Genomic DNA, 22,838 nt, shown 5'->3' with positions numbered 1-22,838 from the left:
AGCAGTCAGTCGATGCGTTTGGCGGACTTGATGTACACCGGGTCGGCCGGCACATCGCGCATGCCTTTCTTGACGGTAGTTGGCGAATTGACGATCTGGTCGACCACTTCCATGCCCTTGGTCACTTTGCCGAATACGGCGTAACCGGCGTCGCGGCCCGGGTTGAGGAAGTCGTTGTCGGCGACATTGATGAAGAACTGGCTGGTGGCCGAGTTCGGGTTGGAGGTGCGGGCCATCGACAAGGTGCCGCGGGTGTTCTGCAGGCCGTTGCTGGCTTCGTTCTTGATCGGGTCCTTGGTGTCTTTCTGCACCATCTGGTCAGTGAAACCGCCGCCCTGGACCATGAAGCCCGGGATCACGCGGTGGAAGATGGTGTTGTTGTAGAAACCACTGTCGACATAACCGAGGAAGTTCTTGGTACTGATCGGTGCCTTCTCGGCGTTGAGCTCGATTTCGACCTGGCCGAAGCTGGTGTCCAGCAGTACGTGCGGGGTCTTGTCGGAGGCCATGACGCTGGTGGCGAAGGCGACCGAGCAGGCGGTGAGCAGGATTTTTTTCAGCATGGGCTCAATGATCCTTGAGAGGTGGAAGCGGCTGCGAGGAACTGCAGCAGGGTCTGGTTGAAGACCTCGGGTTGATCGAGGGGCGTAGCGTGCCGGGAATCGTCGATGACCACCAGCCTGGCGTGGGGCATCAGGGCGACGTAGTGTTCCTTCAGTTGTATCGGGGTGTAATCGTGGTCGGCGGCAATCACCAGCGTGGGACAGCGAATCTGCCCGATGCGTTCCTGCACGCCCCAGTCGACGATGGCGTCGAAGCTCTTGAGGTAGGCGCGTTTGTCATTGCGTGACCAGCGTTCAGCCATCTTCTTGCGCAGGTCGGCTTGCCCGGGCTTTGGGAACAGCCTGGCGGCCAGGCCCTGGCCAACCGTCTCGACGCTGAGGATGCGTGCCAGGCCCCAGCGCTTGAGCCACCACAGCCAGTCGCTGCGGGTGCGGCGCTTGACCTCGGGCGCGCTGTTGACGATGCACAGGCTGCGCAGCCATTGCGGGTGATCGACCGCGAACTGGAAACCGACCATGCCGCCCATGGACAGGCCGACGAAGTGCACCGGGCCGGTCTGCAGGTGCTCGAGCAGGGCCAGCAGGTCTTCGCTGAAGGTGGCGATCTGGTAACCGTCGCGTGGCTTGTCGGAACGGCCGTGGCCGCGGATATCCATGAGGATCACCCGGTAGTGACGGCTCAGTTCGGGTACCTGCAGCTCCCAGTCCTGGCTGCTGGAGCCCAGGCCATGCAGCAGTACCAGGGGCTCGCCCTGGCCATATTCCTGATAATGCAGCGAGCATCCTTCATGTTCGAAATAGGCCATGGGCGCGGTCCTCTCAGGCTTGTGGGGGGGCTGCGAAGGGCACGTCCAGTGGCGCAGTGTCGAAATTGCGCAGCAGGTCGATGAGAATCTGCGTGGCCGGGCCCAAGGTCTTCTCTTTGCTCGAATAAAGGTAGAACAGTGGGTGGCGGCTGCCACCCTGATCGAGTGGCAACGGCTTCAGCACGCCGTCGTGCAGCTCGCGCTCGATCATGTGCCGTGGCAACCAGGCAAAGCCCAGGCCGCTGCCGACGAAGGTAGCGGCGGTGCCCAGGCTGCCGACGGTCCAGCGCTGCTCGGCGCCGAGCCAGCCGACATCGCGTGGCTGCGCGCGGCCGGAGTCGCGGATCACCACCTGCAACTGGCTTTCCAGGTCCTGGAAGGTGATCTCCCGGCCCAGGCGGTGCAGGCTGTGCTCGGGGTGGGCAACGGCGACGAACTCCACCGAGCTCAGCTCGGTACCCAGGTAACCACCGATGCTGTAGCTGCTGATGGCAAGGTCGGCGATGCCTTCGTGCATCACTTCTTCGACGCCGGACAGCACCTCTTCACGCAGGCGCACCCGGCAACCGCGGCTCTGCGGCATGAACGCGGCCAGGGCGCGTACCAGCCGGGCACTGGGGTAGGCCGCATCGACCACCAGGCGCACCTCGGCTTCCCAGCCTTGCTCCATGTGATGCGCCAGGTCTTCCAGCTGGCTGGCCTGCTTGACCAGATGCCGCGAACGGCGCAGCAGCACATTGCCGGCCTCGGTCAGCACGGCCTTGCGGCCATCGATGCGCAACAGCGGCACACCCAGCTGCTCTTGCATGCGTGCCACGGTGTAGCTGACCGAAGACTGCGAACGGTGCAGGGCTTCGGCGGCCTGGGCAAACCCGCCATGGTCGACCACTGCCTGCAGGGTCCGCCATTGATCCAGGGTCACGCGCGGCGCTTTCATGTTTGGCTCCTGTTGTCCTAAGCTGCGCTCTTTCAAGGAGAGCGCCCCATGAAGAAATGTTGTGCGGCAATACTGATGTGCCTGCCCCTTGGGGCCATGGCTTACCCCATCGACGTGGAGAAGGAACTGACCGGGGTCAAGCTGGACTACACCACCTACGACACTGCCTACGACATCGGCTCCATTACCCTGAACAACTATGGGCAAGTGCCAGCGGCCTGCAAGGTGACCTTCCGCAACGGGCCCGAGGCGCCACGCGTGCGCCGGGTCAACGTGCCGGCCGGTAAAAGCGTCGACGTGACGGCCAATTTCAATCGGCAGATCATCAAACTGCGCATCGCGCTGGACTGCAAAGCGCAATAAAACTGATTAATCGATAGATTGAACCCACTTTTTACGCTTTTTTATCGATAGGTCAAGCCTTAATCTCACCTCCATCGAATCGCAACCCTTTTTGCCGATGGAGGCACCCCATGTCCCGCGTACTGATCATCGAAAGCAGCGCCCGCCAGCAGGATTCCGTTTCCCGTCAACTGACCCGTGATTTCATCCAGCAGTGGCAGGCGGCGCATCCGGCCGACGCGATCACCGTACGTGACCTGGCGGTGAACCCGGTGCCGCACCTGGATGCCAACCTTCTCGGTGGCTGGATGAAGCCCGAAGAACAGCGCAGCGCCGCCGAACTGGAAGCCCTGGCCCGTTCCAACGAGCTGACCGATGAAGTGCTGGCGGCCGACGTGCTGGTGCTGGCTGCGCCGATGTACAACTTCACCATCCCCAGCACCCTCAAGGCCTGGCTGGACCACGTGCTGCGCGCCGGCATCACCTTCAAGTACACCCCGACCGGCCCGCAAGGCCTGCTCACCGGCAAGCGCGCCATCGTCCTGACGGCCCGCGGCGGCATCCATGCCGGTGCCACCAGCGACCACCAGGAACCGTACCTGCGCCAGGTGATGGCCTTCATCGGTATTCACGATGTCGACTTTATTCATGCCGAAGGCCTGAACATGAGCGGTGAGTTCCACGAGAAGGGCCTGAACCAGGCCAAGGCCAAGCTGGCCGCCGTGGCCTGAGGCTCAACGAATTCCCAACCCTGACACCTGTTTTTGCTCCTTTGGGTGTACCTGCCCGGCCTGATGGCCGGGCTTTTTTATGCCTGCGCACGCGGTCTGCTTCTGCTCTGTGTGGGAGCGGCCTTGTGTCGCGAAAGGGCTGCGGAGCAGCCCCAGCAATATGTGCAGCTGTGCTGAGATCCTGGGGGCGCTTCGCACCCCTTTCGCGACACAAGGCCGCTCCCACAAAGACCGAGTGGCCAGCCACCCTTACTTTCCCAATGGTTGAACTCACTTGCCGCAACCCGCTAAGGTCGCGCCCTTGATCCACGAGAGGCAACCATGGGCTACCTGATAATCGTCGCGCTGATCCAGGCGTTTTCCTTCAGCCTGATCGGCGAGTACCTGGCCGGGCACGTCGACAGCTATTTCGCCGTGCTCGCGCGGGTGGTGCTGGCCGGCCTGGTGTTCCTGCCGCTGACCCGCTGGCGCCAGGTCGAGCCGCGTTTCTTGCGCTCGATGCTGCTGATCGGCGCGCTGCAATATGGCATCACCTACGTCTGCCTGTACTTGAGTTTCCGCGTGCTGACTGTGCCGGAAGTGCTGCTGTTCACCATCCTCACACCGTTGCACGTGACCTTGATCGAAGACGCCCTGAACCGGCGCTTCAACCCTTGGGCGCTGCTCGCGGCCCTGGTGGCCGTGGCGGGGGCCGGGGTCATCCGCTTCGACAGCATCAGTGGCGACTTCTTCATCGGCTTCCTGCTGCTGCAACTGGCCAACTTCACTTACGCCGCTGGCCAGGTGCTGTACCGCCACCTGGTGGCACGCAACCCCAGCGACCTGCCGCACTACAAGCGTTTCGGCTACTTCTACCTGGGCGCGCTGATCGTGGCACTGCCGGCGTTCCTGCTGTTCGGCAATGCCCAGCATCTGCCGAGCACCCAGGTGCAGTGGCTGGTGCTGCTGTTCCTCGGCCTGTGCCCGACGGCGTTGGGCCTGTACTGGTGGAACAAGGGCGCGTGCCTGGTTTCTGGCGCCACGCTGGCGGTGATGAACAACCTGCACGTGCCGGTGGGGCTGCTGCTGAACCTGCTGATCTGGAACCGCGACGAGCCGCTTGGCCGGTTGTTCCTGGGTGGCGCGATCATTCTTGCCTCGGTGTGGCTGAGCCGCCTGGGCAGCCGTGCGCAAGCGCCTGCGACGGGCAAGGCCTGACATGCACACCATCTTCGTCATCGTCGCGCCGATCTTCGCCCTGATCCTGGTCGGCTTTCTGTGCCGCAAGACCAACAAGCTCGGTGACAAGGCCGCCGCCGAGATCAACAAGATGCTGGTCTGGCTGTGCCTGCCGGCGCTGCTGTTCAAGGTCACCGCCACAGCGACCTGGAGCGAGATCTGGCACCCGGGCTTCATCGTGGCCTTCGGCGCCGGAGCGCTGGCGATGTTTGTCGTGACCCTGGGCTGGCGCCTGTACAGCGGCCATGGGCTGGTGGCAGCGAGCATCGACGGGCTCAGCGCCGGTTATGCCAATACCGGCTACATCGGCATCCCGCTGTGCCTGCTGTTGTTTGGCCAGCCGGGCCTGCAATCGGCACTGATCTCGTCGTTGATCGTGGTCTGCCTGGTGTTCGCGATTTCCCTGACGCTGATCGAGATCGGCCTGCAGGAAGAGCGGCAGATCGGCCGTGCCATCCTGTTGGTCAGCAAGGCGCTGGCGAAGAACCCGCTGGTGATTTCGCCGCTGGCAGGGGCGGGCTGGGCCATGGGTGGCTTGGGGCTGGCCGAGCCGGTGATGCATTTTCTCGACATGTTGGCGCTGGCCACCACGCCTTGTGCGTTGATCTCGTTGGGGGCGTTCCTGGCCGAGAAGCGCACCGGTTCGCAAGCCAGCCCATGGCCGCTGGTGGGCCTGAAGCTGATTGGCCAGCCCGCGCTGACCTGGGTGCTTGCGTTCAAGGTGTTCAGCCTGCCGACCATGTGGGCGGCTTCGGCGGTATTGCTGGCGGCGCTGCCCACCGGCACCGGGCCGTTCATGCTGGCGGAGTACTACAACCGCGAGGCGGGGCTGATTTCGCGGACGATCCTGTTGTCGACCGTGTCGTCCCTGGTGACCTTGACCGGGCTGCTATACCTGCTGGGCTATGCGGGGTAACCGGGGGCCGCTTTGCGGCCCTTTCGCGACGCAAGGCCGCTCCTACAGGCTAGCACGGTCCTTGTAGGAGCGGTCTTGCGTTGCGAAAGGGCTGCAAAGCCGCCCCCGACAATCTCAAACCTCGCCCATCTCTTCCAACCGCCGCGAAACCGGCTCCACAACCCGCCCAGCCAACCCCACCCGCATGTCATTGCCACTCGGCTGCTGATACAGACTCAACCCAAACTCCGGCAACACCGCCAGCAGATAGTCAAAGATATCCCCCTGAATCCGCTCGTAATCCGCCCACACCGTGGTGGTGGTAAAGCAGTAGATCTCCAGCGGCACCCCTTCGGCGGTGGTCTGCATCTGTCGCACCATGCAGGTCATGTTCGGGTGCACGTTCGGGTGGTTCTTCAGATAAGCCAGGGCAAACGCCCGGAACGTGCCGATATTGGTCAATTTGCGCCGGTTGGCCGACAGCTCGGGCACCGGCCCAAGCGCTTCGTTCCAGGCCAACAGTTCCTGACGCTTGCCGGCCAGGTAGTCGCCCAGCAGGCTCACCTGGCTCAGGCGGTGTTCCTCGTCCGGGGTCAGAAAGCGTACACCGGCTGCGTCGATGAACAGGCTGCGCTTGATTCGCCGCCCGCCTGACTGCTGCATGCCGCGGTAGTTGCGGAATGACTCGCTCATCAGGCGCCAGGTCGGGATCGAGACAATGGTCTTGTCGAAATTCTGCACTTTGACCGTGTGCAAGGTGATATCCACCACATCGCCATCGGCGCCGACCTGTGGCATCTCGATCCAGTCGCCCACGTGCAGCATGTCGTTGCTGGTCAGTTGCACGCTGGCGACGAACGACAGCAGCGTGTCCTTGTACACCAACAGCAGCACCGCCGACATCGCACCCAGGCCCGACAGCAGCAACAGCGGCGAGCGGTCGATCAGGGTGGCGACGATGACGATCGAGGCGAAGATCCACAACATCATCTTGGCCAGCTGCACGTAGCCCTTGATCGAGCGGGTGCGGGCGTGTTCGGTGCGGGCGTAGATGTCCAGCAGGGCATCCAGCAGGCACGACAGGGCCATGGTCATGAACAGCAGGGTGAAGGCCAGGGCGACGTTGCCGAGGAAGTGCTGGGCGGTTTCGGACAGCTCCGGCACCAGTTTCAGGCCGAACTGGATCACCAGCGACGGGATGGTCTGGGCCAGGCGGTGGAACACCTTGTTATGGCGCAGGTCGTCGAGCCACTTCAATGCTGCCTGCCGGGCCAGCAGGCGCGCACTGTGCAGCACCAGAAAGCGCGCCAGGCGGCCGAGGACCAGGGAAATCAGCAGCAGCACCGCCAGCCCGATGGCGGCGTGGAGCAGGGGATGTTGGTCGAGGGTGCCCCACAGGTCGAGGCTGTCACGCCAGATGCGTTGGATGTCCATAAGCTTGTAAACCAGTCTATTGCAGCGAAACGAAGCGCCATTAGAGCGCGGAAGCCGACAAAGTTGCCAAAAGAAATTCGGCTAAGGCGGCAGAAAACGTTACCCTATGCAACTGAATTTCCCGCACTTGCCTGAGGTTACCTCCGTGTTCTCCCAATTCGCCCTGCATGAACGCCTGCTTAAAGCCGTGGCCGAGCTTAAATTTGTCGAGCCAACCCCGGTGCAGGCCGCGGCCATCCCCCTGGCCCTGCAAGGGCGCGACCTGCGTGTGACCGCGCAGACAGGCAGCGGCAAGACCGCAGCGTTCGTCCTGCCGCTGCTCAACCGCCTGGTTGACCTGAAAGGCGGGCGCGTCGAGATCCGCTCGTTGATCCTGCTGCCGACCCGCGAGCTGGCCCAGCAGACCCTCAAGCAAGTGCAGCTGTTCTCGCAGTTCACCTACATCAAGGCGGGCCTGGTCACCGGCGGTGAAGACTTCAAGGAGCAGGCCGCCATGCTGCGCAAGGTGCCGGATGTGCTGATCGGCACCCCGGGCCGCCTGCTCGAGCACCTCAACGCGGGCAACCTCGACCTGTCCCACGTGCAAGTGATGATCCTCGACGAAGCCGACCGTATGCTCGACATGGGCTTCGCCGAAGACATGGAGCGCCTGTGCAAGGAGTGCGAGAACCGCGAGCAGACCCTGCTGTTCTCCGCCACCACCGGCGGCGCGGCCCTGCGCGACATCATCGGCAAGGTGCTGAAAGACCCTGAGCACCTGATGCTCAACAGCGTCTCGCAGCTGGCCGAAGGCACCCGCCAGCAGATCATCACAGCCGACCACGACCAGCACAAAGAAGCCATCGTGCAGTGGCTGCTGGCCAACGAGACCTTCGACAAGGCGATCATCTTCACCAACACCCGCGCCTTGGCCGATCGCATCTACGGCCACCTGGTGGCCAAGGACGTGAAAGCCTTCGTGCTGCACGGCGAGAAGGACCAGAAGGACCGCAAGCTGGCCATCGAGCGCTTCAAGCAGGGCAGCTCCAAGGTGCTGGTAGCCACTGATGTGGCGGCCCGTGGCCTGGACATCGACGGCCTGGACCTGGTGATCAACTTCGACATGCCACGCAGTGGTGACGAGTACGTGCACCGTGTGGGCCGCACCGGCCGGGCCGGCGGTGAAGGCCTGGCGATTTCGCTGATCACCCACAATGACTGGAACCTGATGTCCAGCATCGAACGCTACCTCAAGCAGCAGTTCGAGCGCCGGGTGATCAAGGAAGTGAAAGGTACCTACAACGGGCCGAAGAAGGTCAAGGCTTCGGGCAAGGCGGTGGGTGCCAAAAAGAAAAAGGTCGACAAGAAGACTGGCGAGAAGAAGGCCGCTGCCAAGCGCAAGCCGACCGCCAAGCCACGGCCTAATGCCCCGCTGGCCAGCTCCGACGGCCTGGCGCCGCTGAAGAAGCGCAAGCCGGCAGCCGAGTAAGGCTGATCCGATTCCTGTAGGAGCGGCCTTGTGTCGCGAAAGGGCCGCAAAGCGGCCCTCAAATTGATGCTTCAATGCGAATATCGCGGGGCTGCTGTGCAGCCTTTTCGCGACACAAGGCCGCTCCTACAGGGCTGGCGGCAGCGGCTAATGAATTATTCAGTTTTCTTCTCTGCTTCCTTCAGCTCCTTGATCCGCTTGTCGATCAACTGACACTTGTCGGGCAAATCCTTGCTCGCCGTCCCTAGCTCCATCCCCTGGAGCTCGTCATTTATCTCCTTGGCCTTCTGAGGGTTCTGCTCGGTCAGTTGACTGACCAGCCCGGCCAGCTCTTCACGTTTCTGTGTCGCTTCTTCCGGCGTGCAGGCCCAGGCGGGCAGGGCACAGCACAGGGCGGTGGCACAGGCGATGCGCAGCAGCGGTTTCATCCTTTCTACCTCCGGCGGTGATGATGCCCGGTGGAGGCCCGCGCGCGATGGTTGGTTCAGTGCCAACGACCGGCGGCTATACCCCTGGGTATATTTACCGCGATCCCCCTCGGCTCTAGTTTGAAGCCACAAACACAACAACCGAGGAACACACCCATGGATCGATTGAAAGGCAAGGTGGCACTGATTACCGGCGGCGCAGGCGGTTGTGGCCTGGCCGCATCGGCGCTGTTCGCCGCCGAGGGCGCCAAGGTGGTGATCCTCGACTTGCCGACCAGCCAGGGCGAAGCCGTGGCCGCACGCATCAATGCCCAAGGCGGGCAGGCGCTGTTCGTCGCTGCCGATGTGTCGCAGGCCGACCAGGTGCACCGCGCCGTGACCCAGGGCCAGGCGCACTTTGGCCCGATTACCGTGCTGATGAACCATGCCGGGATCATCGCCGCCGGCCCGTTCCTGGAAACCAGCGAAGCCGACTGGGACCGGCTGATGAGTGTCAACGTCAAAAGCATGTTCCTGGTCACCAAGGCGGTGTTGCCGGGGATGCTCGCCGCAGGCGGTGGCAGCGTGATCTGCACTTCGTCGATCTCGGCAGTGGTCGGCACGCCCATGGAGGTGCTGTATTGCACCACCAAGGGCGCTTGCCACATGTTCGCCCGCGCCCTGGCCGTGGAATACCGCGACCAGAATATCCGCAGCAACGCCATTTGCCCGGGCTTCATCGGCACCGCCCATGGCCGCCGTGAGCTCGACCTGCTGCGCGGTTATGGTGTGGACGCTTCCGACGAGGCGATCAAGACCATGCAGGGGCGCCTGTGCGACCCGGCCGAGGTGGCCAATGCTGCGTTGTTCCTGGCCAGCGACGAGTCGAGCTTCGTCAGTGGCTCGCACCTGTTCGTCGACAACGCCTACACCGCCATGTGATGCCCGGCCGGCAACCCGCTGCCGGCCATCAACAACAACGATATGCAGCACCCTTCAATTCTGCCCCCACGCCAATTCCAACAAGACAGAGGCAGCAGATGGAAAACATAGGCACTTACGTCATCTACGTGATCATGGTGTGCGCCGTGATCGGCGCGATCGCATCGATCGTCAATGCGCAATCCGAGCTGGCCAAGGAGTTCACCGCCGGCCTGCACAGCATCGGCCCGATCTTCATCCCGGTGGCCGGGATCATGGCCGCCATCCCGTTCATCTCCAGCTTCATCAGCCATGTCATCGGCCCGCTGTTCCTGGCCATGGGCGCCGATGCCGGTATCGCCGGGCCGATCTTCATCGCCTCGGACCTGGGCGGCTATCAGTTGGCCCAGGCACTGTCGCACAGCCCGGAAGGCTGGATCCTCGGTCTGATCACGGGCTTCCAGTGCGGTTCGACGGTGATCTTCGTCATCCCGGTGGGTTTGGCCATGCTCAACAAGGCCGACCACAAGTACATGGCCTTAGGGATCATGGCCGGGCTGCTGAGCATTCCGATCAGCATCGTGTTCATCGCCATGGGCATGCAGGCCATGGGCCTGGGTGTGCGCCCGGACATCGCCACGGCAGGCGCCGCGACCCAGGCGCTGCACTTCACTTTGCCGACCCTGCTGCGCAACCTGTCGCCGCTGATCCTCTTCTGCGTGGCGCTGGCGGCGGCATTGCGCTACTTCCCCAACCTGATGGTCAGCCTGTTCCTCAAACTGGGGCAGTTGATGTATGCGGCGGTGACCCTGGTGCTGGTGGCCTCGGTCGTCGAGTACTTCACCGGGGCATTCACCTCGCTGTTCGGTGGCTGGGGCTTTGCGCCGATCATTGCCGACAAGGCCGACCAGTTCCGTGCACTGGAGATTGCCGGTTACGTGGGTATCATGCTCTGCGGTGCGTTCCCGATGGTCTACCTGATCAAGCGTTTCCTGTCGCGGCCGATCGAGAAAGTGGCCTCGAAGCTTGGCCTGTCGCCGGTGGGCGCCGCCGGCATCCTCGCGGCCTCGGCCAATATCCTGGCGATGTTCCGCCTGGTGGCCGACATGCCACCGAAGGACAAGGTGCTGGTGATCGCTTTCGCCGTGTGCGCGGCTTTCACCTTTGGTGACCACCTGGCCTACTCGGCCAACTTCCAGCCGACGCTGATCGGGCCGCTGATCGTCGGCAAGCTCGCCGGTGGCCTGTTGGGCATGGCGCTGGCTTACTGGCTGGCGGTGCCTAAGGCGTTGGAACTGGGCCGCCAGGAGGAGGGCGCCGGCCTGCTGCCTGCCAGCGCAGCGTTGCACTGACAGGGCCTGGCATCGTTCAATGCCGCTCGGGCTGGAACAGCCGGGCGGCATGCGCGCCTTCTCCTATCACCGCACGGGCCATCGCAATGAACAGCGACAACGCCGACCGCCTGGGCACGGTCATTCGTAGTATCGGCAGCGAAACCCTGGGCCCCGCTCTGGACGCTGCGCTCAAGGGCGTGGTCGATTTCGACATGAGCTGCGCCTACCTGTTCCGCTTCAACCAGCCGGCGCTGCTGATCCACGACGGCTATAACCAGCGGGTGGCCGAACGTACGCTGAAGGCCTACCTGCGCGGTGGCTATCTGCTCGACCCGTTCTATGTCGCCTGCACCAACAACCACCCGTCCGGCCTGTGGCGCATGAGCGAACTGGCCCCGGACAGCTTCTTCGCCTCGGGCTTTTCCATCTCCCACGACATTCACCCCTGCGTTTCTTCGTACCACGGCAGCCTGATCGAGGAAATCGGCTTCATCGTCCCGGTGCGGCCACGTACGGCGCTGGTGTATTCGCTGATGCGCGGCCTGGACAAGGGCGCGTTCGAGGCGGCGGAAGCGCAACGGCTGGCGTCACTGACGCCGGTGATCGATGCCATCTTCAGCCAGCACTTGCGCCTGGCCCATGCCGATGACCTGGCCGACCCGCAGGAGTCGGATAGCCAGCTGGGGGATGCCTTCGTCGATATCCTTCAAGGTCAGCTGACCGAAACCCAGCGGCATGTGGCCAAACTGATCCTGCAGGGGCACAGCAGCCAGTCGATTTCCCGCGAACTGGGGATCTCCGAGGGGACGGTGAAGGTGCACCGGCACAATATCTGGCAGCGGTTGGGGATTGCCGGGAATGCGGAGTTGTTTCGGTTGTTTATCAATTATCTGGTGAAGCAGTAGCTGAGCTGCAGCAGTTGGCCGATTAGGCTGATTTCGCTGCAAGCTGTAGTCCTTTTCCCAAAGCCTCCTGGCGCTATTGAAGGGCGTGCGATTGCCCTCTAGTCTCGCCTGCAATCAGGAGGTATCGTATGTACATATGTAAATACGTGGCGTCCCATGTTCTTTGAGTGGGATGATGCGAAGAACCAGATCAACATCCGCAAGCACGGCATCGACTTCAATGATGTTCCAGATATGTTCAATCATCCCATGCTGACTCGCCGGGATCATTGCCTGGATTATTGCGAAGAGCGTTGGGTCAGCCTCGGCTGGCTGAAATCATTGCTGGGTGTGGTCGTTTACACGGAGCGGCAGGGTGATGTCATTCGCACTATCTCCGCACGCAGAGCCACCAAGTGGGAGGCCAAAGTTTATGACCAAATCATCGAAAACTGATTGGAGCCGGTTGGCTCAAATGGACGACAAGGACATTGATACCTCGGACATTCCAGAGCTAGGAGAGGATTTCTTCCGCGAGGCCGAACTGCGAGTCCCAGCGAAGCAGACGGTGACGATACGCCTGGATTCCGATGTTCTTGCCTGGTTCAAGGAGCAGGGGACGGGCTACCAGACGCGGATCAACCAGTTGCTGCGCCAATACATGCAGGCTCAACAACGCCAGCGCTGAGATCTTTTGGAACGGTCGCCACTGTCAATTGGTCCCAAGTTGTGAACCCTTCGTCCACAGCAGGAGGCCACCTCCATGAGCAGCACCTACGACTGGGACCTGATCGAGCGCATGCTGCACGAAGTGCAGAACGGCGCCGGTCACAGCTTCACGCCACGCCCCTATGCCGAGCAGCACGCCGCGGCGCTGGCCGCCAAGGGCCAGACGGTGGGCGACCTGGACCATCTGAAAACCCGTGCCTGCGAGTACGAAAAGCTGCTGTTCGAACGCGGCTTCATCGAAAGCCGGCCGCAAGAGGATGGCGGCAATGGCGAGAATTTCGTGCTCACCGAGCGTGGATCGCGACTGTTGAGCTTGATCGACAGCAGCATCCCGGGCTTCGAACACCCGCGCCAGGTGCTCGATGAGCAGGCTGACGGGCTGGACGAAGTCACCTTCGAGCAGGTGTCTGCAAAGGCGCAGATCGCTTGAGGTCGTTTTGAGGCTGGCAAGGGCGGGCAGGGAAACCCGATAATCGGTATCCCTTGACCTCTGCCGAGCCGTTGCCAATGTCCTTGACCACCCAAAAGGCCCGCCCATGAGTGCGGCCCGCAAGAATCCCGATGCCTTTGCCTTCCAGGTGATGCTGGGCCTGTGCCTGATCTGGGGCTGCCAGCAGGTACTGATCAAGACCGCGGCAGTGGATATCGCGCCAGTGATGCAGGCAGCTTTGCGTAATTGCATCGCCGCGGTGCTGGTGGGGCTGATGATCTGCTGGCGCGGTGGCTGGGAACAGGTGGGCAGCACCTGGCGGGCAGGTCTGCTGGCCGGCGGCTTGTTCGGGCTGGAGTTCCTGTTCATTGCCGAGGGGCTGAAGCTGACCTCGGCGGCGCACATGTCGGTGTTCCTCTACACGGCGCCGGTATTCACAGCGCTTGGTTTGCACTTCATGTTGCCCAGCGAGCGGCTGCGGTTGTTGCAGTGGCTGGGCATCTTGCTGGCTTTTGCCGGGATTGCGATGGCCTTTGCGGGTGGCATGTCGTTCGCCGAGATGGATGGGCGCATGCTGCTGGGTGATGCCTTTGGCGTGCTCGCCGGGCTGGCCTGGGGCGCGACCACTGTAGTGGTACGTGGCTCGCGCCTTTCCGAGGCCCCAGCCACCCTTACCTTGTTCTATCAGTTGGCGGTGGGCTTTGCCGGGTTGCTGTTGATCGCCCTGATCAGCGGGCAGATTGGCGATGTGAGCTTGACGCCGCTTGCGGTGGGCAGTGTGCTGTTCCAGGGGATCGTGGTGTCGTTCATCAGTTACCTGACCTGGTTCTGGCTGTTGCGCAAGTACCTGGCTTCCAACCTGGCAGTGTTTTCGTTCATCACCCCATTGTTCGGCGTGACCTTCGGGGTGTTGTTGCTGGGCGAGCCGTTGAGTGTGAACTTTGTGCTTGGGGCGGTGATGGTGCTGCTGGGCGTGATCCTGGTGAGCGCAGAGCCTTGGGTGAAGCAGCAACTGCGCAAGTTCGTGGGTTGAAGTTTGCCAGTACCGGCCCTTTCGCGGGTGAACCCGCTCCCACATGGACTGAGCAGGCTCGAACTCTGTTGTAGCCCTGTGGGAGCAGGTTTACCCGCGAAAGGGCCGGTACTGGAAATCTCAAAATTTCAGGCTGTTCGGGTCGCTGCCTGGCAATCTTGAGGGCTACCCCCAGCGCTCAGCACCAGTACCCCTGCCAGTCCCAGCCCAACCGCCGCCAGCACCAGCGCTGGCTGTAGACTCCCACTGAAGTGGTTGCTCAGTGCCGCCAGCAACGGCCCACTCAACTGCCCCAAGGCAAAGCAGGCGGTCAGCAGCCCGGCATTGCGCTGCGTGGCATGCGGTGCCAGCTCCCGCGAGCGCTGCATCACCAGTTGCATGCAAGCCAGAAATGGCCCGCCACACAGCACCACGCCCAGTGTCAATCCAACACCACCGCCCATCAGGCAGGCCAGTACTCCCAAGCCTTGCAACCACAGAGTGAGTGTCAGCCAGGCCGAGGTACGGCCGGCCCTGCGCAGGCTGACCAGCACCACACCGAGCGCCGCCGCCAGGCCGAACGCTGGCCAGAACAGGTCAGCCATCCAGTTGCCGCCAAACTGCTGGTTGGCCATCTGCGACAGGAAGGTCGCCGGCAGGATGTAGCCAATGCCGTACAAGGCATAGACCAGCCCCAGGCGGCCGATGCCGACGCTGCGGGTTGGGCCCGGTTGCGCGGCGGCGGGCGCTACGGCAGGTTGCAGGGCGCGAGGCAGCCAGGGGTATACGGCCAGCAGCATCACCAGTGCTGCAACGGCATACACCAGCCAGAGTGCCGCCGAACCAAGCCCCAGCAGATGCGCCACCAGTGCCAGCAATCCCGTCAGTGCAATACCCAGCCCGGGCCCGGCGAACACCATCGCCCCGAGGCGCTGGCGGTTGTGGGCATTGGCAACCTGCTGGCTGAGGCTGGTGATCATTACCAGCACCCAGGCACTGGCTACGCCGGTACCGAAGCGCAGCAGCAGGTGGCTCCAGAAACCGTCAGCAGCCCAGGAGGCCAGGGTCAGCAGCACGCACAGCCACAGGCCCGTGTGCAGGCGCAGCCGCACCTGGTTCGGTCGCCGGGCGTACATGGCGTCTACGGCGCCGAGGAAGTAGCCCAGGTAGTTGGCTGCCGCAACCAGCCCGGCGGCGGTCAGGTCGAACTGGCCTTCAGCGATCAGTTGCGGCAGTTGCGGAGTGAGGGCGAAGCGGCCGATGCCCATGGCCATCATCAGGGCCACGGCGCTGGCCAGCAGTTGTACGAAGGGCGACATGAGTACTCTCCTGCGCGAATCAATGCGATGGATGGCAGGTTAGGGCGAGTTGACTTTCAATAAAATTGAATAATGATGATGAAGTTGTTCTGTTTTGGAGAATGTCATGGAGTTCAGCCAGCTACGCATCTTTCAGGCCGTGGCCGAAGAAGGTTCGGTAACCCGCGCTGCCGAGCGCCTGCACCGGGTGCCGTCGAACCTGTCGACGCGTCTGCGCCAGCTCGAAGAGCAGCTGGGGGTGGAGCTGTTCTTGCGTGAACGCCAGCGCCTGCAGCTGTCGCCCGCTGGCAAGGTACTGCTGGATTACGCCAACCGCCTGTCGGCGTTACGTGATGAAGCCGTGGCGGCGGTGCAGGGCGGTCAGCCGGCCGGCGATTTCGTGCTGGGCACCATGTACAGCACTGCCGCCATCCACTTGCCAGCCCTGTTAGCGCGCTACCACCAGCAATACCCGGCAGTGAACCTGCAGGTGCAGGCAGCACCCAGCGGCGATCTGCTGGAAGGGTTGCTCAGCCATCGTCTGGATGCGGCATTGGTGGACGGCCCGCCCAGCCTGGCCGGGCTGGATGGTGTGCCACTGTGCGATGAAGTGCTGGTGTTGATCACCAGCCCCGAGCACCCGGCGGTGCGCAGTGCCAGGGACGTGGCCGGCAAGGCGGTGTTCACCTTCCGCCAGGGATGTTCCTATCGTATGCGTCTGGAGGCGTGGTATGCCCATGACCACACGCCGATGGGGCGTGTGATGGAAATCGAGTCGTACCAGAGCATGCTGGCCTGCGTGATCGCCGGTGCAGGGGTGGCCTTGATGGCGCAGTCGATGCTCGACAGCCTGCCTGGGCGCGATCGGGTGAGTGCTCATCGCCTGCAGCCGCCGTTCGATCACGCGGAAACCTGGCTGATGTGGCGGCAGGGGATGCGGGGGGCGAATTTACATGCCTGGATCGACCTGCAACAAAGCGAAACGATTAACCAGTCGTCGGAATGCGCCGTTTCCGCTTGATCCGCGTCAAGCTAGCCCATATCTGTAGATACAAGAGCATGCGTAGTACAGGACATCGGGCTATGATCTGTATGAAACATCGCAGGATTGAATTGCCGTGAGGCTGACCCGTCAAGGGGGCATTATGAAAAACCAAATGTTCAACTGGCTCCACGACCTGGGCGTCGCTTTGGGGCTGATTCCACCACCCTTGCAGCCGGTGCCGATCCCGACTGATGAAGAGCAGCGCAGGCGCCAGCCGCGTCGTCGCTGAAATGCAAAAAGGCCGCAGCATCTGGATAGATGCCGCGGCCTTTTTGTTTCTGTTGCATTAGCTTGGCCTGCACCGGCCTCTTCGCGGGTTTGCCCGCGAAGAGGCCGGTGCAGGCTGGCCCATCAGGCCAGCTTCACTTCACCCACCGGTTTGCGCGAGAGCACGCTCACCAGCACGAAGCTCACCAGGCCTACAGCCAGGCTGTAGTAGATCGGCGTGTTGGCATCCAACCCGTCCTTGAACATGAAGAACAGCGCGGTGGCAAAGCCCAGCGACATGCTGGCGATGGCGCCTGCGGTGGTTGCGCGCTTCCAGAAGATCGCACCGATCAGCGGGATCAGCATGCCGCCGACCAGCAGGTTGTAGGCCAGGGTCAGGGCACTGATCACATCGTTCACCGCCAGGGCGATGCCCAGCACCACCAGGCCGGTGATCAGGGTGAACAGGCGGCTGATGCCCAGGCTCGATTGCTTGCCGCCACGCAGCTTGGGCAGCAGGTCTTCGGTCAGGGTGGTCGAGGCCGCCAGCAGGCCGGCGCTGGCAGTGGACATCATGGCCGCCAGGGCCGCAGCCATCAGCAGGCCACGAATACCTTCGGGCAGCTGGCCTTTGATCATCTCGGCAAACGCATTGTTCGGGTTGGCCAGGTCCGGCATCAGCACGTGTGCAGACATGCCGATCAGGGCGCAAGCCAGGCCGTACAGAACGCAGTACACACCTGCAGTGGTACCGGCGCGCTGGCAGACCTTTTCGTCACGGGCAGTGAATACCCGCTGCCAGATGTCCTGGCCGATCAGGATGCCGAAGAAGTAGATCAGGAAGTAGGTGATGATGGTGTCCCAGCCGATGGTGGTCCAGCTGAAGCTGGCCGCCGGCAACTTGGCCACCAGGGTGTCCCAGCCACCGGCCTTGTACAGGCAGATCGGCAGCAGAATGAACATCAGGCCAACGGTCTTGATCACGAACTGGACGATGTCGGTGAGGGTCAGCGACCACATGCCGCCGATGGTCGAGTAGACCACCACCACGCCGCCGCCGAGCAGCAGCGACGCCCAGAAGGGCAGATCGAGCAGCACTTGCAGCACGGTCGCCATGGCCAGGGTCGAGGTGACGCCGATCATCAGCGCATAAGCCAGCATGATCGCCGCACTGGCCTGGCGGGCCATGGGGTTGTAACGGCGCTCCAGCACCTGGGTGACGGTGAAGATCTTCAGGCGCAGCAACGGTTTGGCGAGGAACAGGTTGAGGGCGATGATGCCCAGGCCCAGGGCGGCACACAGCCAGAAGCCAGAGATGCCATGGACGTAGCCCAGGCGCACGGTGCCGACGGTGGAGGCACCGCCGAGCACGGTGGTGGCCATGGTGCCCATGTACAGGGTCGGGCCGAGGTTGCGCCCGGCCACGAGGTAGTCTTCGTGGGTTTTTGCGCGTCGCATGCCATACCAGCCCAGCCCGAGCATGCCGGCGGTATAGATCATTACAACAATGATGTCCAAGGCCATTGGGGGTCTCCCGATTATCTTTATTATGGCGAGATCGACCGCGCAGGCGTGTTCACGGCGCCCGGCGGTCTTGTCTTGTGTTGGCGGGCCTCTATGGCCCTCCCTCATGGCTCCTGCCGGGGTGTAGCGGTATCAGCGGCGCACGACGCCCGGCAGCACGCAGAGCATCTCGAACAGCAGGTTGGCGCCAAGCAGCGAGGTGTTGCCGGTGGTGTCGTAAGGCGGGGAGACTTCGACCAGGTCACAGCCGATCAGGTCCAGGCCGTGGCAGCCGCGAATGATCTCCATCGCCTGGATGGTGGTCAAGCCGCCAATTTCCGGGGTGCCGGTGCCAGGCGCCCAGGCCGGGTCGATGCCATCGATGTCGAACGACAGGTACACCGGGCCACCGCCGACCTTTTCGCGCACTTCGGCCATCAGCGGTTCCAGCGACTTGTGCCAGCACTCTTCGGCCTGCACTACGCGGAAGCCCTGGCGGCGGCTCCAGTTGAAGTCGTCGGCGGTATAACCCTGGGCACGCAGGCCGATCTGCACCACGCGGTCGCAATCGAGCAGGCCTTCTTCCACGGCGCGGCGGAAGGTGGTGCCGTGGGCGATCTTCTCGCCGAACATGTGGTCGTTGACGTCGGCGTGGGCATCGATGTGCACCAGGCCGATCTTGCCGTGCTTCTTGTGCAGGGCGCGCAGGATCGGCAGGGTGATGGTGTGGTCGCCACCCAGGGTCATCGGGATGACATTGTGCTCGACGATCTCGTCGTAGGCTTCTTCGATGATGCGTACGGCGTCGAGCAGGTTGAAGGTGTTGATCGCCACGTCACCGATGTCGGCCACCGACAGCGAGTCGAACGGGGCGGCACCGGTGGCCATGTTGTACGGGCGAATCATCACCGATTCGGCGCGGATCTGCCGTGGGCCGAAACGGGTGCCGGAGCGCAGCGAGGTGCCGATGTCCAGCGGCACGCCGATGAACGCGGCGTCCAGGCCTTCAGCACTTTGCAGGTGTGGGAGACGGAGCATGGTGGCGATGCCGCCGAAACGCGGCATTTCGTTGCCGCCCAGTGGTTGGTGGAGAACTTTGTCCACGGTGGGCCTCATCAGTCGGTCGATTGTTCTGTTTGTTCGAACCTGTTCCGCCGCACGCCTTCCAAGTCTGGATATGCCGGCGGGCAGGGACATTTCGGCCAAGTCTGCGCAAGGTAGTGCGCGGGAAAAATCGCTACCGGCAAATACTTACTTCAGGAATTTCTGAACTAAAGGCCGCAGGAGCGGTTAGACTGCGCGCAAATACCCCCTGCGGAACCGTTGCACCATGGCCTCGACCTTGCCCGACCTGAAACTGCTGCGCATCTTCGTCAGCGTGGTGCGCCACCAGGGGTTCGCCAATGCCCAGCGCGAGCTCAACCTGTCGACCTCGGCCATCAGTACCTACATGAGCCAGCTCGAAGGCGCCTTGGGTATCGTCCTGTGCCACCGCGGCCGGGGCGGCTTCAGCCTGACCAGCAAAGGCGAGCTGTTTCACCAGGAGACGCTGCGCCTGCTGGCCGAGCTGGATGGTTTCGAACAGTACGCTGCAGCGCTCAAGGGCGAGCTGCGCGGCACCCTCAACCTCGGTGTGATCGACTCCACCGTCGGCGATCGCGCATTGCCGCTGGCCGAAGTGATCGGCGCCTACAGCCAGGAACACCCGGCCGTGCACTTGCACCTGTCGGTATCCAGCCCCTACGAACTGCAGCTGGGGGTGCAGGACAACCGCCTGGACCTGGCCATCGGTGCGTTCTCCTCGCGCATGAGCGGCCTGCTTTACCAGCCGCTGTACCGCGAGCAGCACTGGCTATATTGCAGCAGCCGCCACCCGCTGTTCGCCGAAAGGCGCATCCCTGAGCAGGTGGTGACCCAGCAGCGCATGGTCGGGCGCGGTTACTGGAGCCAGGCCGAGCTGGCCCGGCATGGCTTCAAGCACAGTGCGGCGACAGTCGAGAGCATGGAGGCGCAGCTGATCCTCATCCTCTCGGGCGCCTACATTGGCTATCTGCCCGAGCACTACGCCCAGGCGTGGGCGGACAAGGGCGACTTGCGGGTGCTATCGCCGGCCACTTTCGGCTATCAGGCGCCATTCTCGCTGATCATTCGCCGTGGCCGCAGCCGCGAGCCACTGATTCAGACCTTCCGCGACCTGCTCAAAAGCCAGCTCTACGTGGGCTGATGAATGCAGCCCGTCGGAAGTAGTCCATTTCCTGCATAAAGCTGACCGCTCTGATGATGGCGTTCTGCTAAACCTCTACTTGCTGTGATGCCCTTCATCTATACGAGCAGGGACCGCCCCAAGATGCGCATGAATTTGCCCGTCACTGAGCACGAAAGAACCTTTTCCGGCGATCAGCGGCTGATCTCCACAACGGACCTCAACAGCCGCATCACCTACTGCAACGATGCCTTCGTTGCGATCAGCGGCTTCACCTACGACGAGCTGGTCGGCCAGCCGCACAATCTGGTGCGCCATCCCGATATGCCGCCAGCGGTCTTCGGGCATATGTGGGAGACCATCAAGCAGGGCAAGCCCTGGATGGGCGTGGTCAAGAACCGCGCGAAGAACGGCGATCATTACTGGGTCAGCGCCTATGTCACGGCCATCTACGAGAATGGCCGGATTAGTGGCTACGAGTCGGTGCGCTCGGTGCCAAGCCGTGAGCAGATCCGCCGTGCCGAAGCGCTCTATGCACGATTGCGCGGGGGCAAGTCGGCGGTGCCAGCGGCGGCCCGGTTGGGCCAGCTTCTGGGGCATGGCTGGCCACTGATCGGTGCGGGGCTGGTGTCCGCAGCCGGTTACTTGTGGTTGCCGGCTTATGCGGCACTGGGAGTACTGATGGCAAGCCTGCTGGTGGCCTGGTACCTGATCGAGCATCAGCAAAGCCAGGCGATCCGCCGCACGCTCGCTGAACACCCCAAGGCGTTCACCAGCCCCCTGGTGGCCCTGACCTACAGTGACAACCCCGGCCTGCGGGGCCAGCTGGACCTGGCGATCATCAGCGAAGAGGCGCGCCTGCAAACCGCGCTGACCCGCTTGGTGGATGCCGGCGTCGGCGTGAAGTCACGCGCCGCGCAGTCGGCCGACCTGTCCGATGCCCAGGCGCAGATGCTCGACCGCCAGCGCAGCGAGACCGACCAGTCGGCCACGGCCATCGCGCAGATGGCGGCGACCATTCAGGAGGTCACCCACAATGTGCAGAGCACCGCTCACGCGGCTGGCGATGCCGATCAACTGGCCCAGCACGGCAGCGAACTGGCGCAGCAGAGCCTGAAGGCCATGGGCAGCATGAGCGAGGCGGTCAGCGACATCGGCCAGGCTGTCAATGCCCTGGCCGAACAGACCCAGTCGATTGGCAGCGTGGTCGACACCATCACCTCGATTGCCGAGCAGACCAACCTGCTCGCGCTCAATGCCGCGATCGAGGCGGCCCGGGCGGGCGAGCAGGGCAGGGGCTTTGCCGTGGTCGCCGACGAGGTGCGTTCGCTGGCCCGGCGCACGCGCGCTTCCACTGACGAGATTCACCAGATCATCGCCTCGCTGCGTGCCGGGGCTGAGCGGGCGGTGAGCACCGCCAGCCGTGGCGAGCAGATTTCGCGGGACAGCGTGCACAGCGTTGAGGCGGTGCAGACGGCGCTGGCCGGGATTGCCCAGGCGGTCAGCCGCATTACCGGCATGAGCCAGCAGATGGCCACGGCGTCGGAGCAGCAGAGCCATGTGGCCGAGGACATCAACCAGCAGATCGTGCGGATTGCCCAGCTGTGCGACCAGACGGCGGGGCAGGCCAAGCAGGGGGCAGAGATCAGCCTGGACTTGGAGCGGATGGCCGAATACCTGCACAGCCTGGCGGAGCGGTTCAACCGGTAGGTCCGGGTTTTCAGGTTCATTCGCGGGCAAGCCCGCTCCCACAGGGATCTTCACCGCCTTAGAGTCGGGTGATATCTCTGTGGGAGCCGCGGCGATGGCCCGCAAAGCGGGCCCAAAATTTCGGCATATGGCAAAATACTCCGCCAACGGAGAAGCCCATGCCCAGACCCCGCTGCGAACGCTGCCAGCGCCCGCTCGACCATTGCCTCTGCCTGCTGATTCCCAGCCTCGACAGCCGCACCCGCGTGCTCCTGTTGCAGCACCCCAGTGAAACCGCCCACGCCCTGAACACTGCCCGCCTGGCTGCCCTTGGCCTGGTCAATGCCGAGTTGCGGGTCGGGGAAGTGTTCGCTGATCTTGCCGAGCTATTGGCCACCCCAGGCTATCGGCCTGTGCTGCTGTTCCCGGGCGAGCAGGCCCAGGCGCTGGTAGCCTACGGCGAAACGGATGACAGGCCATTACTGTTGATCGTCCCTGACGGCACCTGGCGCAAGGCACGCAAGCTGCTGTACCTGAACCCGCTGCTTGATGCTCTGCCCCGAGTGACTCTGGCTGAGGTGGCGCCATCCCGCTATCGCCTGCGCAAGGCCCCGGAGCCGGGGGCGGTGTCGACCATCGAGGCGGTGGTGCAGGCGTTGAATGTGTTGGAACAGCCTGCCAGTTTCGATGAGCTGCTTCGGCCGTTCGAGGCGTTGATCGAGGGGCAGATCAGGGCCATGGGGGTTGATGTGTTCGAGCGCAACCATTGAGCGGGAGTTCAA

The 22,838-nt window shown here is 63.1% G+C and carries 25 protein-coding genes; 17 read left to right on the top strand and 8 right to left on the bottom strand.

Annotated elements, in window-relative coordinates; all coding sequences use genetic code 11:
- Positions 1-5: 5 nt before the first annotated feature.
- From BUQ73_RS19165 to BUQ73_RS19155, 3 genes are read right to left on the bottom strand one after another with little or no spacing between them, the layout of a single operon-like run.
- Positions 6-563: a peptidylprolyl isomerase gene (locus tag BUQ73_RS19165; RefSeq protein WP_079229251.1), complete on the bottom strand. Its 558-nt coding sequence runs from the start codon at positions 561-563 to the stop codon at positions 6-8.
- Positions 557-1,369, bottom strand: coding sequence for an alpha/beta fold hydrolase (locus BUQ73_RS19160; protein WP_079229250.1), 813 nt, complete (start codon positions 1,367-1,369; stop codon positions 557-559). The genes BUQ73_RS19165 and BUQ73_RS19160 overlap by 7 nt, the downstream gene beginning before the upstream one ends.
- A 13-nt stretch (positions 1,370-1,382) precedes the next feature.
- A complete protein-coding gene (locus BUQ73_RS19155) occupies positions 1,383-2,306 on the bottom strand; it encodes a LysR family transcriptional regulator (RefSeq protein ID WP_027918709.1) in 924 nt (307 codons plus the stop codon).
- A 48-nt stretch (positions 2,307-2,354) separates the two neighbouring features.
- Here BUQ73_RS19155 and BUQ73_RS19150 point away from each other — a divergent pair, with 48 nt between their 5' ends.
- From BUQ73_RS19150 to BUQ73_RS19130, 4 genes are all read left to right on the top strand, one after another.
- Entirely contained in the window at positions 2,355-2,669 is a 315-nt protein-coding gene (locus BUQ73_RS19150) for a 3-phosphoglycerate kinase (RefSeq protein WP_079229249.1), read from the top strand.
- A gap of 110 nt (positions 2,670-2,779) precedes the next feature.
- Complete coding sequence (locus BUQ73_RS19145; RefSeq protein ID WP_027918711.1) at positions 2,780-3,379, top strand: FMN-dependent NADH-azoreductase; 600 nt, start codon at positions 2,780-2,782, stop codon at positions 3,377-3,379.
- Positions 3,380-3,700: 321 nt separating this feature from the next.
- Positions 3,701-4,576: a carboxylate/amino acid/amine transporter gene (locus tag BUQ73_RS19135; RefSeq protein WP_079229248.1), complete on the top strand. Its 876-nt coding sequence runs from the start codon at positions 3,701-3,703 to the stop codon at positions 4,574-4,576.
- A 1-nt stretch (position 4,577) separates the two neighbouring features.
- Complete coding sequence (locus BUQ73_RS19130) at positions 4,578-5,513, top strand: AEC family transporter (RefSeq protein WP_079229247.1); 936 nt, start codon at positions 4,578-4,580, stop codon at positions 5,511-5,513.
- Between the two features lie 114 nt (positions 5,514-5,627).
- Here the strand turns inward: BUQ73_RS19130 and BUQ73_RS19125 are convergent, their stop codons facing one another.
- Complete coding sequence (locus BUQ73_RS19125) at positions 5,628-6,926, bottom strand: mechanosensitive ion channel family protein (RefSeq protein ID WP_079229246.1); 1,299 nt, start codon at positions 6,924-6,926, stop codon at positions 5,628-5,630.
- Between the two features lie 106 nt (positions 6,927-7,032).
- Between BUQ73_RS19125 and BUQ73_RS19120 the strand changes: the two genes are divergently transcribed.
- Positions 7,033-8,394 carry a DEAD/DEAH box helicase gene (locus BUQ73_RS19120; RefSeq protein WP_079229245.1) on the top strand — a complete coding sequence of 454 codons (1,362 nt, stop codon included), beginning with the start codon at positions 7,033-7,035 and terminating at the stop codon, positions 8,392-8,394.
- Positions 8,395-8,549: 155 nt separating this feature from the next.
- Here the strand turns inward: BUQ73_RS19120 and BUQ73_RS19115 are convergent, their stop codons facing one another.
- Positions 8,550-8,822, bottom strand: coding sequence for a hypothetical protein (locus BUQ73_RS19115; RefSeq protein WP_027918716.1), 273 nt, complete (start codon positions 8,820-8,822; stop codon positions 8,550-8,552).
- Positions 8,823-8,978: 156 nt separating this feature from the next.
- On the opposite strand from BUQ73_RS19115, the gene BUQ73_RS19110 reads away from it, so the two are divergent.
- The 7 genes from BUQ73_RS19110 (at position 8,979) to BUQ73_RS19080 (ending at position 14,132) form a co-directional block, all read left to right on the top strand.
- Positions 8,979-9,743, top strand: coding sequence for an SDR family NAD(P)-dependent oxidoreductase (locus BUQ73_RS19110; protein WP_079229244.1), 765 nt, complete (start codon positions 8,979-8,981; stop codon positions 9,741-9,743).
- 98 nt (positions 9,744-9,841) lie between these two features.
- Complete coding sequence (gene eutH, locus BUQ73_RS19105; protein ID WP_079229243.1) at positions 9,842-11,074, top strand: ethanolamine utilization protein EutH; 1,233 nt, start codon at positions 9,842-9,844, stop codon at positions 11,072-11,074.
- Positions 11,075-11,160: 86 nt separating this feature from the next.
- Entirely contained in the window at positions 11,161-11,961 is an 801-nt protein-coding gene (locus BUQ73_RS19100) for a helix-turn-helix transcriptional regulator (protein WP_079229242.1), read from the top strand.
- 156 nt (positions 11,962-12,117) lie between these two features.
- Positions 12,118-12,396 carry a BrnT family toxin gene (locus tag BUQ73_RS19095; protein WP_079229241.1) on the top strand — a complete coding sequence of 93 codons (279 nt, stop codon included), beginning with the start codon at positions 12,118-12,120 and terminating at the stop codon, positions 12,394-12,396.
- Complete coding sequence (locus BUQ73_RS19090; RefSeq protein ID WP_079229240.1) at positions 12,374-12,628, top strand: BrnA antitoxin family protein; 255 nt, start codon at positions 12,374-12,376, stop codon at positions 12,626-12,628. The genes BUQ73_RS19095 and BUQ73_RS19090 overlap by 23 nt, the downstream gene beginning before the upstream one ends.
- Positions 12,629-12,703: 75 nt before the next feature.
- Positions 12,704-13,099, top strand: a complete 396-nt coding sequence (locus BUQ73_RS19085) for a transcriptional regulator (RefSeq protein WP_079229239.1) — start codon at positions 12,704-12,706, stop codon at positions 13,097-13,099.
- A gap of 106 nt (positions 13,100-13,205) precedes the next feature.
- On the top strand, positions 13,206-14,132 hold the full coding sequence (locus BUQ73_RS19080; protein ID WP_079229238.1) for a DMT family transporter: 927 nt from the start codon (positions 13,206-13,208) through the stop codon (positions 14,130-14,132).
- A gap of 128 nt (positions 14,133-14,260) precedes the next feature.
- Here BUQ73_RS19080 and BUQ73_RS19075 read toward each other — a convergent pair whose 3' ends face one another.
- The gene (locus tag BUQ73_RS19075) at positions 14,261-15,430 is read right to left on the bottom strand and encodes an MFS transporter (RefSeq protein WP_079229237.1); all 1,170 of its coding nucleotides are present in this window, start codon (positions 15,428-15,430) and stop codon (positions 14,261-14,263) included.
- Positions 15,431-15,536: 106 nt separating this feature from the next.
- Between BUQ73_RS19075 and ptrR the strand changes: the two genes are divergently transcribed.
- Together ptrR and BUQ73_RS28840 are read left to right on the top strand one after the other, a co-directional pair.
- Positions 15,537-16,430 (top strand): putrescine utilization regulator PtrR, encoded by an 894-nt coding sequence (gene ptrR, locus BUQ73_RS19070; RefSeq protein WP_079229236.1) that lies wholly within the window; start codon positions 15,537-15,539, stop codon positions 16,428-16,430.
- A gap of 124 nt (positions 16,431-16,554) precedes the next feature.
- Complete coding sequence (locus BUQ73_RS28840) at positions 16,555-16,683, top strand: PA1414 family protein (protein WP_305728788.1); 129 nt, start codon at positions 16,555-16,557, stop codon at positions 16,681-16,683.
- Between the two features lie 122 nt (positions 16,684-16,805).
- Here the strand turns inward: BUQ73_RS28840 and BUQ73_RS19065 are convergent, their stop codons facing one another.
- Complete coding sequence (locus tag BUQ73_RS19065) at positions 16,806-18,185, bottom strand: sodium:solute symporter (protein WP_079229235.1); 1,380 nt, start codon at positions 18,183-18,185, stop codon at positions 16,806-16,808.
- Between the two features lie 132 nt (positions 18,186-18,317).
- A complete protein-coding gene (gene speB, locus BUQ73_RS19060; RefSeq protein WP_012315641.1) occupies positions 18,318-19,268 on the bottom strand; it encodes an agmatinase in 951 nt (316 codons plus the stop codon).
- A 226-nt stretch (positions 19,269-19,494) separates the two neighbouring features.
- Here speB and BUQ73_RS19055 point away from each other — a divergent pair, with 226 nt between their 5' ends.
- The 3 genes from BUQ73_RS19055 (at position 19,495) to BUQ73_RS19045 (ending at position 22,826) form a co-directional block, all read left to right on the top strand.
- Entirely contained in the window at positions 19,495-20,388 is an 894-nt protein-coding gene (locus BUQ73_RS19055; RefSeq protein ID WP_027918723.1) for a LysR family transcriptional regulator, read from the top strand.
- A gap of 123 nt (positions 20,389-20,511) precedes the next feature.
- Positions 20,512-22,077: a methyl-accepting chemotaxis protein gene (locus tag BUQ73_RS19050; protein ID WP_079229234.1), complete on the top strand. Its 1,566-nt coding sequence runs from the start codon at positions 20,512-20,514 to the stop codon at positions 22,075-22,077.
- Positions 22,078-22,235: 158 nt separating this feature from the next.
- A complete protein-coding gene (locus tag BUQ73_RS19045; protein ID WP_079229233.1) occupies positions 22,236-22,826 on the top strand; it encodes a tRNA-uridine aminocarboxypropyltransferase in 591 nt (196 codons plus the stop codon).
- Positions 22,827-22,838: the final 12 nt, after the last annotated feature.

Source organism: Pseudomonas putida (assembly GCF_002025705.1).
In the GTDB taxonomy this organism is placed as follows: domain Bacteria; phylum Pseudomonadota; class Gammaproteobacteria; order Pseudomonadales; family Pseudomonadaceae; genus Aquipseudomonas; species Aquipseudomonas putida_J.
This window is presented reverse-complemented; position numbering and strand designations above follow the sequence as displayed.

Coding starts and splice junctions, on each gene's coding strand:
- BUQ73_RS19090 (WP_079229240.1), top strand. CDS start 12,374: ATGACCAAATCATCGAAAACTGATTGGAGCCGGTTGGCTCAAATGGAC.
- BUQ73_RS19135 (WP_079229248.1), top strand. CDS start 3,701: ATGGGCTACCTGATAATCGTCGCGCTGATCCAGGCGTTTTCCTTCAGC.
- BUQ73_RS19120 (WP_079229245.1), top strand. CDS start 7,033: ATGCAACTGAATTTCCCGCACTTGCCTGAGGTTACCTCCGTGTTCTCC.
- BUQ73_RS19165 (WP_079229251.1), bottom strand. CDS start 563: ATGCTGAAAAAAATCCTGCTCACCGCCTGCTCGGTCGCCTTCGCCACC.
- BUQ73_RS19125 (WP_079229246.1), bottom strand. CDS start 6,926: ATGGACATCCAACGCATCTGGCGTGACAGCCTCGACCTGTGGGGCACC.
- BUQ73_RS19055 (WP_027918723.1), top strand. CDS start 19,495: ATGGCCTCGACCTTGCCCGACCTGAAACTGCTGCGCATCTTCGTCAGC.
- BUQ73_RS19160 (WP_079229250.1), bottom strand. CDS start 1,369: ATGGCCTATTTCGAACATGAAGGATGCTCGCTGCATTATCAGGAATAT.
- BUQ73_RS19155 (WP_027918709.1), bottom strand. CDS start 2,306: ATGAAAGCGCCGCGCGTGACCCTGGATCAATGGCGGACCCTGCAGGCA.
- BUQ73_RS19150 (WP_079229249.1), top strand. CDS start 2,355: ATGAAGAAATGTTGTGCGGCAATACTGATGTGCCTGCCCCTTGGGGCC.
- BUQ73_RS19100 (WP_079229242.1), top strand. CDS start 11,161: ATGAACAGCGACAACGCCGACCGCCTGGGCACGGTCATTCGTAGTATC.
- BUQ73_RS19130 (WP_079229247.1), top strand. CDS start 4,578: ATGCACACCATCTTCGTCATCGTCGCGCCGATCTTCGCCCTGATCCTG.
- BUQ73_RS19075 (WP_079229237.1), bottom strand. CDS start 15,430: ATGTCGCCCTTCGTACAACTGCTGGCCAGCGCCGTGGCCCTGATGATG.
- BUQ73_RS19115 (WP_027918716.1), bottom strand. CDS start 8,822: ATGAAACCGCTGCTGCGCATCGCCTGTGCCACCGCCCTGTGCTGTGCC.
- BUQ73_RS28840 (WP_305728788.1), top strand. CDS start 16,555: ATGAAAAACCAAATGTTCAACTGGCTCCACGACCTGGGCGTCGCTTTG.
- BUQ73_RS19145 (WP_027918711.1), top strand. CDS start 2,780: ATGTCCCGCGTACTGATCATCGAAAGCAGCGCCCGCCAGCAGGATTCC.
- BUQ73_RS19085 (WP_079229239.1), top strand. CDS start 12,704: ATGAGCAGCACCTACGACTGGGACCTGATCGAGCGCATGCTGCACGAA.
- eutH (WP_079229243.1), top strand. CDS start 9,842: ATGGAAAACATAGGCACTTACGTCATCTACGTGATCATGGTGTGCGCC.
- BUQ73_RS19080 (WP_079229238.1), top strand. CDS start 13,206: ATGAGTGCGGCCCGCAAGAATCCCGATGCCTTTGCCTTCCAGGTGATG.
- BUQ73_RS19065 (WP_079229235.1), bottom strand. CDS start 18,185: ATGGCCTTGGACATCATTGTTGTAATGATCTATACCGCCGGCATGCTC.
- BUQ73_RS19045 (WP_079229233.1), top strand. CDS start 22,236: ATGCCCAGACCCCGCTGCGAACGCTGCCAGCGCCCGCTCGACCATTGC.
- BUQ73_RS19050 (WP_079229234.1), top strand. CDS start 20,512: ATGCGCATGAATTTGCCCGTCACTGAGCACGAAAGAACCTTTTCCGGC.
- BUQ73_RS19095 (WP_079229241.1), top strand. CDS start 12,118: ATGTTCTTTGAGTGGGATGATGCGAAGAACCAGATCAACATCCGCAAG.
- BUQ73_RS19110 (WP_079229244.1), top strand. CDS start 8,979: ATGGATCGATTGAAAGGCAAGGTGGCACTGATTACCGGCGGCGCAGGC.
- ptrR (WP_079229236.1), top strand. CDS start 15,537: ATGGAGTTCAGCCAGCTACGCATCTTTCAGGCCGTGGCCGAAGAAGGT.